Source organism: Comamonas testosteroni ATCC 11996 (assembly GCF_000241525.1).
Classification (GTDB): Bacteria; Pseudomonadota; Gammaproteobacteria; order Burkholderiales; family Burkholderiaceae_C; genus Comamonas; species Comamonas testosteroni.
In genome coordinates, this window is the sequence record NZ_AHIL01000009.1 from 19817 (window position 1) to 30243 (window position 10427).

General features: G+C 60.7%; 6 protein-coding genes. 2 read left to right on the top strand and 4 right to left on the bottom strand.

Annotated elements, in window-relative coordinates; translation table 11 throughout:
* The first annotated feature begins 637 nt into the window (after positions 1-637).
* Positions 638-955, top strand: a complete 318-nt coding sequence (locus CTATCC11996_RS03705; protein ID WP_003073232.1) for a hypothetical protein — start codon at positions 638-640, stop codon at positions 953-955.
* A gap of 4 nt (positions 956-959) precedes the next feature.
* On the opposite strand, the gene CTATCC11996_RS03710 is transcribed toward CTATCC11996_RS03705, so the two are convergent.
* Positions 960-1892, bottom strand: coding sequence for a LysR family transcriptional regulator (locus tag CTATCC11996_RS03710; RefSeq protein ID WP_003073235.1), 933 nt, complete (start codon positions 1890-1892; stop codon positions 960-962).
* Positions 1893-2011: 119 nt separating this feature from the next.
* Here CTATCC11996_RS03710 and CTATCC11996_RS03715 point away from each other — a divergent pair, with 119 nt between their 5' ends.
* Positions 2012-3001 carry a bile acid:sodium symporter family protein gene (locus CTATCC11996_RS03715; RefSeq protein WP_003073238.1) on the top strand — a complete coding sequence of 330 codons (990 nt, stop codon included), beginning with the start codon at positions 2012-2014 and terminating at the stop codon, positions 2999-3001.
* Positions 3002-3069: 68 nt separating this feature from the next.
* Here the strand turns inward: CTATCC11996_RS03715 and CTATCC11996_RS03720 are convergent, their stop codons facing one another.
* The 3 genes from CTATCC11996_RS03720 to CTATCC11996_RS26455 form a co-directional block, all read right to left on the bottom strand.
* Entirely contained in the window at positions 3070-5055 is a 1986-nt protein-coding gene (locus CTATCC11996_RS03720) for a bifunctional diguanylate cyclase/phosphodiesterase (RefSeq protein ID WP_034348180.1), read from the bottom strand.
* A gap of 65 nt (positions 5056-5120) precedes the next feature.
* On the bottom strand, positions 5121-5849 hold the full coding sequence (locus CTATCC11996_RS03725; RefSeq protein WP_003073243.1) for a transglutaminase-like cysteine peptidase: 729 nt from the start codon (positions 5847-5849) through the stop codon (positions 5121-5123).
* A 231-nt stretch (positions 5850-6080) separates the two neighbouring features.
* The coding region (locus CTATCC11996_RS26455; RefSeq protein WP_003073246.1) for a type I secretion C-terminal target domain-containing protein at positions 6081-10427 on the bottom strand (4347 nt) is incomplete at its 5' end.

Genomic DNA, 10427 nt, shown 5'->3' on the forward strand with positions numbered 1-10427 from the left:
TGGGAACAGCAGGCAGACGGGTGATCCATCCAGTCAGCAGGAGATGGGATCGGTCCCCTACGGAACCATTGATCCGGCGATAGACGGCACCAGCGCCGAGCCATCTCTTGCCAGCACGCGCCAGCTACCGCAACCAAGGCAACACCATCAGCAAGCATCTGCCCGGAAAGCAGCCGCCACGGCCCAGACTTGCAATCCAGCCGTTCGAAGCCTCTTCTGGCGAAGACATGCCGCGATAGGAAAAAGGCGATCTGGCCCAAAGCGGTCTTGCGAGACGCAGCCAATTCCTGCGCCGGTTTGCGAGATCAATGTCCGGCCCTTGACGCCATGGCATTCAAGGGCTGCGTCTACCACGGTCCAGATCAATGCAGCCATCCATTGCTCAGCTATATTTTTAATAGCATTCTTCGATTGAATTTACTTAATTTCAGATAGAAATCATTTCAAAACTGAAGTAGCTCAAGCGCAAGCCGCTCTCTTTTATATATGAACCAGCACCTCACGCACGTCCGGCGCACAGCCACAGCACAAGTCTCGCTCATGAATTGATACAGTCTCTTCGGTGCATTGCGCTTATGCTCGCAGCGTTTTGAAACCGATGCGGCCATGGCTCGGACCATGGACTGCCCCACCCACAATGAAGAAAATCCTTGCTCTTGTTTCCATCTGCCTGCCTGTGGTGCTGATTGCCACGCCACTGAGCAGCCAGGCACATGATCGCCATCACCACCATCACCACAAGCGCGAGCACAAGGAGGAGTACTGGGACGGCCACTGCAAAGTGGAGCGCAAGTGGAAGAGCAATGGCGAGTACAAGGAAAAGCGCAAGTGCAGAAACCGTCCAGATGCCTACTATGCGCCGCAACCGGTTTATGTAGCCCCGCCCCTGCCGGTATATGTCGCGCCGCAACCGCAAGGGCTAGTGATTGATTCACGCATCGTGCTCAGGCCCTGAGCCGCTATTGGCCCAGCAGACCGACCGCCTCCTCTGCGATCAGATCCCAGACCAGATGCGCGACAGGCGATAGCTCACGCTGCTGGCGCTTGACCAGCATGATGCTGCGCTGCACCTTGGGCACCAGGGCACGGCTGACCAAAGCGGCACTGCCAGCTGCCGCAGTCGTAGCAGTCCGAGCGGCCCAGGCTGCGGGAATGGCCAGACGCGGCACCACGCTCAAACCCAGACCTTGCTGCACCATGCTGTAGATGGTGGCCGTATGCCCCACCTCCTGCACCACCGATGCAGCCGCGCCATGCGCCTGCAGCGCCGCATCGATCAGGCGGCGGCTGCCTGATGCATGATCGAGCAGCACCAGGGATTCACCGGCCAGCTGTGCCCAGTGCACCTCCTTCTTGCGCGCCAGGCCATGCGAGGAAAGGCAGACCAGACAAAAGGGCTCGGTCAGAATGGTCTGTGCGTGCAGATCCTGTTTCTCGGATGGGTCGATCACCACACCAAAATCTACTTCCCCGCTGCGCACGCTGAGCAGCACATCGCTTTGAATGCGATCGAGCAGCTGGATATTGACGCCTGGCGACTGCTGTCTGCCACGCGCAATGCATTGCGGCAGCAGGTTGGCGGAAAGCGTGGGACTGCTGGCCACCTTCACGCGGCCCTTGCGCTGTGTCGCCAGGCCTTGCACTTCGAGCAGGCAGGCATCGAGATCCTCGAGCACCCGCGAGAGATTGCCCAGCAGCAGACGGCCGGCTTCGGTCAGCTCCACCTCACGCGTGGTTCGATGCAGCAAAAGCAAGCCCATGGCCTGCTCCAGGTCCGTCACATTGCGGCTGATGGCAGGCTGGGTCAAGGCCAGGGCATCGGCAGCGCGGCTGAAGCTGCTGCTTTGAGCCACTGCCACAAAGGCACGCAGTTGGCGCAGGCTGATATTCATATCAAAAAATTATAGGTCTATCGAATAAATCCATTTCTCTTTTAAATGGATTGCGTGTCCAATACGCAGCCATCGCGCACCGGCCCGGTGCCTTGCATGAATGGCTTCCGCTCAAGAATATGTCTCGCCCCCGCTTTGTCCCCGATAACTTCACGCTGGCACTGATTGCCACCGTCGTCCTCGCCAGCTTTCTGCCTGCATCCGGCCAGTTCGCCGAATATGTGGAGCTTGTCACCACAGGCATCGTCAGCCTGCTGTTCTTTCTGCATGGCGCCAAACTCTCGCGCCAAGCCATCCTCGCAGGCATAGGTCACTGGCGTCTGCATGTATGGATCTTCATCGCCACCTTTGTGCTGTTCCCCGTGCTGGGGCTGGCACTGCGCCCGGTGCTCTCGCCTCTGGTCACCACCGAGATGTATATCGGCGTGCTGTTTCTTTGCACCCTGCCCGCCACGGTGCAATCGGCGATTGCCTTCACCTCCATGGCGCGCGGCAATGTGCCTGCCGCCGTGTGCAGTGCATCGGCCTCTACCCTGCTGGGCATTCTGGTCACGCCGATTCTGGTGAGCCTGATCCTGCACAAGAATGCGGAAGGCGGCGATGCATTGCATGCCATCGGCAAGATTGCCATGACGCTGCTTCTGCCCTTTGTCATTGGCCATCTGATGCGCCCCGTGATCGGCGGCTTCCTGCAGCGTCGCGCCTCCATCATCAAGCTGGTGGACCAGGGCTCCATCCTGTTTGTGGTCTACGCAGCCTTCAGCGCTGCGGTCATCAGCGGCCTGTGGAAGCAGACTCCGATTCCCTCACTGCTGGGCTTGATCGTGCTGTGCTGCATTCTGCTGGCCGTCGTACTCTTCATCACCACCTGGGGCGCACGTCGCCTGGGCTTCAGCAAGGAAGATGAGATCACGCTGGTCTTCTGCGGCTCCAAGAAAAGCATGGTCAGCGGCATTCCCATGGCCAACGTGCTCTTTCCCGCCGCATCCGTGGGCGCCATTGTGCTGCCGCTGATGCTGTTCCACCAGATCCAGCTCATGGTCTGCGCCGTGCTGGCACAGCGCTATGCCAGGCGCGTGCAGATTGCCGATGAGAGCGCGCCTCATTAAGAGTAGCTGACCCATAAAAAGGGGCGCCTTGTGCGCCCCTTTTTTCCTTACTTGGACGACCCGCCGTTTCAGGCCGCCAGCGTCAACGCATTGTGCTTGTGCAGCAGCTGTGCGGTTTCCGCATTGACGGAATCGTTCACCACCACCTGGATCCCCAGCCCTGTCGCGGTCTCCACAATGGCTTGCAGCAGATGCAGGGCACCTGGGCTTTGAGCAGCCTGCTCCGAGAACTCGCTGCCCAGCTTCACATAGCGCAGCGGCAAGGTGTGGAGCTTGGTCAGGCCCATGGGTTGCTGATCCAGACGACGCAGTCCGACGCCGACACCGGCCAGTGCCATGGCCCGGCAGAAGTCGGCCACCTCATCGGGGTAGGCCGTCAGTCCATGGGCATCGAGTTCCAGACAGAGCAAGGACAGGCGATGTCCCCACTTCGGCGCACTCAGCTCCTCACGCAGTCGGCCCAGGAAGTCCGGCTGGGCCAGCGAGGGCAAGGAGATTCGAATGACCAGCTCGCAGTCGTTCTGTTCAAGGCACGCAGCCCCGAGAGCCACTGCTCGCAAATCAAACTCTGCCGACAAGCCCAGACGCACGGCCACCGGCAGGAACAGCGACCCCATCAAGGTCTCGCCTGCCGCAGTGCGCAGCGAGAGCGACGCTTCGCCACGCTCCTGCACGCCATTGCGCCCCTTGAACTGCAGCGGCTGAACGGACAGGGAAAGTGCATCCTGCGCTTCCAGTGCCGCAATCAGCATCTGACGCCACAAGGTTTCACCGGCCAGGTCGGAGACCACCTCGTCATCCCCGTAGGCCACATATTCCACCTCGGCCTGGCCCGAACTCTCCGCACGCATCAAACCGTAGTCCAATCGTGCAAGCACACCGGTCACCGAGCTCGATGCAGAGTAATCAGTCAAGGCAAAGCTCCAGCGGCACCACTGACCATTGCTCAGGGTCACGCGCATGGACAGCAGCACCTGCCGGATATGCTGCACCAGAGACATGGCCTGAGGTCCGGCCAGGGCCGGCATGAGCACCACAAAGTCCGAGCCATTGAGGCGTGCCAGCTGAGCCTTGCACTCGGCATGACCCTTCAACACCTGATTGACCTGCTCGCCCATCGCCGCCAGCCAGGCATCGGCACTGGCTCGGGACATCTGCGCATTCAGAGCCAGCAGATCACGCTGCCTGAACAGCATCACATGGCCATGTGCCGCAGCGCCATCAGCTCCGCTCAGCGCGCGACGCAACTCATTGACAAAGTACTTGCGATTGGGCAGCTGAGTAACCGGATCACGATTGACCTCCAGCTCCAGTGATTCGATGCGCTCCATTTGCTCCTGCGCCGTAGCCTGCACCCGCTCCCGGGTGTCTGCAATGGCGCTGAGTACGGGCACCAGCTCGGCCACTGCGGCCCTGGCGGGCTTCGCCGGGCCCTCACTGCCGGCCTGCCGTCCAATCGCCTGAACCTGGGCCGAGATTTCCTGCTGCAAGACCTTGCGAAACCATCTGAACAGCAATACTACAAAGAAAGCCCAGGCCAACCCGGCCAGCACCACCACACCCGCCAGGCGCACGCTGCTGCCCCACAGTGCCTGGCTCGCATAGCTGTTGTCCACAACCAGCGTCAACTGCCCAACCTGCTTCCAGCCATCGCTGATCACGCGCTCCGCCTTTGGCGAGCGCAGCGGCAGCATCTCGACAAACCACGGCGGAGCACCACTGTCTTTGAGCTTCGCAGCAGGGGCAGAACTATCTGCAGTGCTGTTATCGCGCTGGCGCTCGAACAAGGTTTCGCCCTGGGGCGAGGCCAGGCGAATCAGCTTGAACTGCCCGCCATCGAACAAGGCCATCATCAGCAGCTCCTGAGTGACCGGGTCCTGATTGGCCGGCTGCGACAGCGACAAGGCCAGCGACGAGGCGGCATTCTCGCTCTCGGACTGCAACTGCCCGTCCAGATACTGGCGTGCAGCACCGATGCTGAAAGCCAGGGTGCCAATCAGGATGGCCACGATGGCCACCGTCACGCTGATCAAAAGTTGTTTCAACAACGACATCTTGCTGCCTTATCTGTGTCGACCATTCAATAGGGCTTCGCTGCCTGCAGCGCGAAACATGGCATTCATGGCAAAAAACCCTCCTGTTTCATGCGCGCCAGCAGATCGCGCCAGCGCGTGATCCTGTCCACCGAAGCAGGCTGTGCACCTGCGACATATACACCCTGGGCATTGAAGCTGAACACAGGAGTCAAGTCCTTGCGCTGGCTGGCCGGCATGATGTTGTCCAGCAGGCTGTCCAGCACCAGCGGCTCCGCTGCAGGCGTCTCGTAATAGCCCAGCACCATATGCGCGATGCTCTGCGTGCTGCCTGCACCGCCCAGCCGGGCACGCACATAGATCAGGCGCAGTCTCTCGACCGCCACGCCAAGGCGCAGCAGCGAGAAATACTTGCCGATAACGTAGTCCTCGCAGTCGCCCGCACCCTTGCCCAGCGTCTCCAGCGGCGTGGCCCAATAGTCGGGCTGGGACCAGAGCATGCTGTCCTCTGATTGCAGTACGGCGCGATTCCAGAAGGTATTGACGGCCGACAACTGCTGCTGCAGCGGCCTGTCTTTCTGGGCCTGCAGCATGACCTGCCACTGGTTCAGCCTCTGGACGCCTGCGCTGCCATAACGGGACTGCATGCTGCTGTGCAGCCGCTCAGCATCGAAATCCAGCGCCGCGGCGTCAAACCCGCGCTGCAGCGCCCAGCCCCCGACAAGCGCCGAGCCATACAAAAGCATGTCTCTGCGCGACAGGCGCTGCGGTTTTTCCACGGCATGTGGAAACAGAAGGCTGGGCGAAGTGCTCAATCGAGTTGCCGGAAGAGCAGGCACCCAAGACAGAATCTGCTTGAAGCGCCTGTGAATATTGTGATGACTGCTATGAAGCTTGATGGTTCGACGAGAACACAGTCAAGATTCAATGCTCACAAATGTAACCAATCAAGCAAGCTCTTGAAACAACCTGCCGATCACTGCCGAGCGAAGAGGCAGAAGACTTGATACTCCAAGACTTCTGCCTGACCTTGCCGGGGCTGTTTATCAGCTGTGGTCGATCTTGAGCTTGCCTTGATCGATCAGTTCCTTGATCAAGGCGTTCTGGTCTGCCGTGGTGGTCAACGAGTGCCCAGCGGTGAGATCCACTCCCTTGAACGTGATCAGCTGATCGTAGTTGGAGCCTGTAGCACCCAGATTCCCATCGGTGGAGACCTTGAGCACGGTATCTGCACCACTCTTGGAGAAATTCAGGAACTGAGACAGATCCGAACTCTTCTCCTCCCCTTGGAGCAGATCGTGCAGGTCCAGCACATCATTGCCATTGACGTCAGAGCCGCCCTTGCCAAAGTCATTGATCACATCCTTGGCAGGAGCCGCAGTGGTTCCCTGATCACCCTTGAGCCACAGGAAAATATCATCTCCTTCGCCGCCAATCAGGGTGTCATCGCCCTTGCCGCCGACCAGCACGTCATTGCCCTTGCCGCCGTTCAGCGTGTCGTTGCCGGAGCCAGCCATCAGGATTTCGCTATCGTTGGTGCCCACCAGATGGTCACCCGACTGGTAGCTTACTGAGACATTAGCGCTGTCGCTGTGACCGTCGGCTGTCTGTATGGTGTACGAGCCATTTGCTGTGGAACCATCCAGGTTTACGCCGCTGTAGTCGATATTCATCGTCAGGGTGTAGGTCTCTGCGGCGTTGGAGCCATTTCCGTTGTCGAGAACGTTAACGACGTGGATCTCATAGTCGCCCGACTCCGTCACCGGGATTTTGCCGCCACTCGGGACGACGGTATATTGATCGCCCGAGCCGGCTAGGCGGTACTCCACCCTGATCCAACCGTTGTTCAGGTTGTGGCTCAGCGTCAACACCTCGCCGGCAACCAGTGAGATCTTCAGCAGATCCTGATCGTTGCCGCCATTGGCCCCCACGCTCGCCAGATAGCCGTTGACCTTCACCTCGGCCTGGTTCGCACTTCCGCCCGCCTTCGAGAAGTCGCCGCGCACGATCGAGAGCTCCTTGTTCGAGGTGCTGTTGCCTGAACTCGAGAAGGGATAGGTCTTCACAGTGCTGCGTGTGAAGTCCTTGCCTTGATCCCAGCCCGTATTCACCGTCAGCGGACCCATCGTCAGCGCACCAGTGCCGCGCACGTCGTTGGCCAGCAGCGACCCCGATTGCACCGTGAGCTGCGTGCTCAGAATGTTGGTGATGATCTTGTCGTCCACCGCGTCCGGGGTCTGGTACACCGGTGGCGTCACGTTGACCGTGATGCTGGAGCTTGCCTTGTCGCCGTCGCCGTCCTGCACCGTGAACTGGATGGTGTCGGTGCCAGCCGTCTTCGGCACGTAGCGGTAGTTGCCCAGATTGTCGCCAGCCATGTCAAGCGTGAACTTGCCATGCGCGGTGGTCACTGTCAGTTCGGACGTGGCTGCGTCGAAGCTGTACGTGGCCCCCGAGGTGGCGGTCACCTTGTTGGTCGCCGCATCGTAGTTGTACGTCTTGCCTTCGATGACCAGCTGCGTGATGCGCGCGCCGCTCAGGTCGGCGCCCAGCGTGCCGCCCGCGGCGATGTCGCCGTTGATGGGTGGCGCGATGGTGCCGTCGATCGCAGCGTCCAGACCGTTCAGGTTCGTCACCAGTATGGTGTTGCTGTCGCCGGGACGGTCTGGATTGTAGGAGACCGGATCAATGTAGCCACCGGTCGCGCTTGTGCCCAGTCCAATGCCGTAGGAGTTGATATGGTTGGCGGTGAGGAACTTCTCCCAGGTCGTCTGCAGTGAGGAACCGACAGCGCCATTCACGGGCTCCCCATCCGTGAAGAAGTAGGAGATGTTCTGAACGTTAGTGCCTTCCAGCTTGCCCGTCGGGGAGTTGTCCCAGGCGGCCATGGCCTTGTTCAACGCGTCTTGGTAGTTGGTGCCACCACCAGACACGAGGGCATTGACGAACGCCTTGGCTTCCGCCAGAGACATCCAGCCGCTGCCCTTTTGCGTGGCGCTGCTGTTGAACTCCAGAACCAGAACGCGCACGTCGCCGGCCTCGCCGTACTTGTCGAGCAGGCTGTTGACCGAGGACTTCAGCACGGCCAGGCGGGACAATTGTGTCGAACCGTTGTACACGCCGCTGCCGTCCTTCATGCTGCCGGACGTATCCAGCGTCAGCATGATGTTGGTGCCGTGCGAAGACAGCGCCGAGCTTTCCGCGATCGGTTTGAGGCTGGGGGCCGTGTCGGTGATCAGCACGCCCAGGTCGCCCGTTGCCTTGCCGCCGAACTTGTCTTCCACCGTAATCTGGAAGTGGTCCTGCACGTTGGTGTCGTCACCGGTGTGCGACTGTGGGCCGCTGCTCTGGTAGGTGTAGCTGACCTTGCCGGTCGTCGGGTCGTATCCGGTCAGCGTCAGCGTACCTTTGCTGGTCGTCAGCGTGACCGGATTGTTCACCAGGTCGGCCAGACGGTCCAGCGTCAGGGACGCGTCGGCGTTGCCCGGGCCGTCGAGCGTCAGCGACTTCAGGCCTGCGCTCGCGGTGATCGTGAACGTGCCGCTACCGGAGGCCAGAGCTTCCGAGACGCTGATGGCGCCCGGCGCAGCGAGGTTGTAGTCCTCGATGTTGACGCTGGGAGCAGGAGGCTCCACACCCGCCACTTCGAAGTGGCCAGCGGTGGAGTCACCATCGGCATCCGTCACCTTGTAGTTGAAATCGAGCTTGCCGTCCGCGGTGCCTTGCATCGGCTGGTATTGATAGAACTCCCACTTGCCGGTGGCCGGCGTCAAGCGCATCTCGAAGATGAGATTGCCCGACGGGTCGCGGCCTTCGATCAGATTGCCGTTGCTCAGCGTCGTCGTGATGTTCGCGCCGTCGCGCGTCTTCAGGCCGCCTTCCGCACCCGTCAGTTCCAGACGACCTGCGCCGTCGGCGCCGTAGCCGTAATTCAGCGTGCCTTCGCCGTAGGCGATAGCCTGGACAGTATTGCTACCCAGGAAGGTGATGCCGGTGACGGTGAAGTCGCTATTGTCGCTGGACGAGTTCTTGTGGTTGTCCGTGGCCGAAATCACGATCGTGTCGAAACCGCCTTCTTCGACGCGGAAGTTCGCCGCATAGTCGCCGCCGTTCTGGTCGGAGGTGAAGGTGCGTTCGGCGATCAACACGCCATTGCGGTAGAACTTCGCGACGCCGCTTTCCACCTCGCCGCCGTACATGGCGCCGAAATCGATAGTGGCGCCATAGGCAACCTTGCCACCAGTCAGGCGTATGGTCAGTTCTTCGGACGCGCCCTTGCCATCCGGTCCAACGCGGTAGTCGATTTCGTTGGCGATGTTGTGATACGGCGCATCCTTGCTTGCGACACCCAGGCCGGTCTTGCTTTGGTTGACATTGGCGTCGATCAGCGTCAAGTCAGACTTGGACGTGAAGCCCTTGGCCGTGACTTCAATCGCGCCATTGCCGAAGGTCATCTTCATCTGGTTGGTGCTGGTCTGGGAACCAGCGAAGCTCACCTTGCCCGTGTAGACGTCGGGGATGTTCGCGGTCTGCACCGAGACGGGGTCGTTCGGTTGCACCACTGGCGAGTCGTCCTCGATCGTGATGTTGATGCTGCTGGACACCGCCGGATTGACGCCATCCGACACCTTGACGCCGACCGACAGGCCCAGTGTGTCTTCACGCGAGGTGTCGGGGTGATCGACCGGAGCCAGCAGCTTCACGTTGTAGGCGCCGTTATCGTCGATCTTGATGACGATGGCGTCCGTGCCGCCCGCGCGGCCCGTCAGCGTGTGTCCATTGTCGGACAGCGCCCAGACTATGGGCGTGCCGTGGGACGTCAGGGCGCCATTGGCGGGCGCAACCAGCGTAATGCTGTAGGTGGCGTTGTTGTCGTCGGTGATCGACAGTTGGCCGTTCGCCTGGGGCGAATCGGTCGTATCCGATGTGCCGTTGCTGTCTTTGATGCCACCAGCCAAGCCTTCTTCGGAGACGGCCGTGCTTCCACCTCCAACGACAGGCGGCTTGTTGATGTCGACGATTGCGGCATTGCCGCTATCCGTGATGCCCGGGGGCAGCGCGGTGCCGCTGGCGGTGGCGCCGGTCAGCGTCGCCGTCAAGGTCATGCTCTCACGGCCTTCGTAGACGCCATCGGGCGTGGTCGGAACCGTGACCACGATGCCGCCTGTGGTGCCCGCGGGCACCTTGAAGCTGTAGGTGCCGTCGGCGTTGGCAGTGACGGTGACGGACTGGCCGCCGATGCTGACAGTGGGAACACCATGGTCAGCCGCAGTGATCTCGCCGCCGAGCTTGAAGGTCAGCGTGGTTTCGGCATCAACTGCCTTGTCCAGGCTGACGTTGAAGTTCGCTGCGTTGCCTTCGATGACATCGCCCGCATCCTTGACATCCAGCTT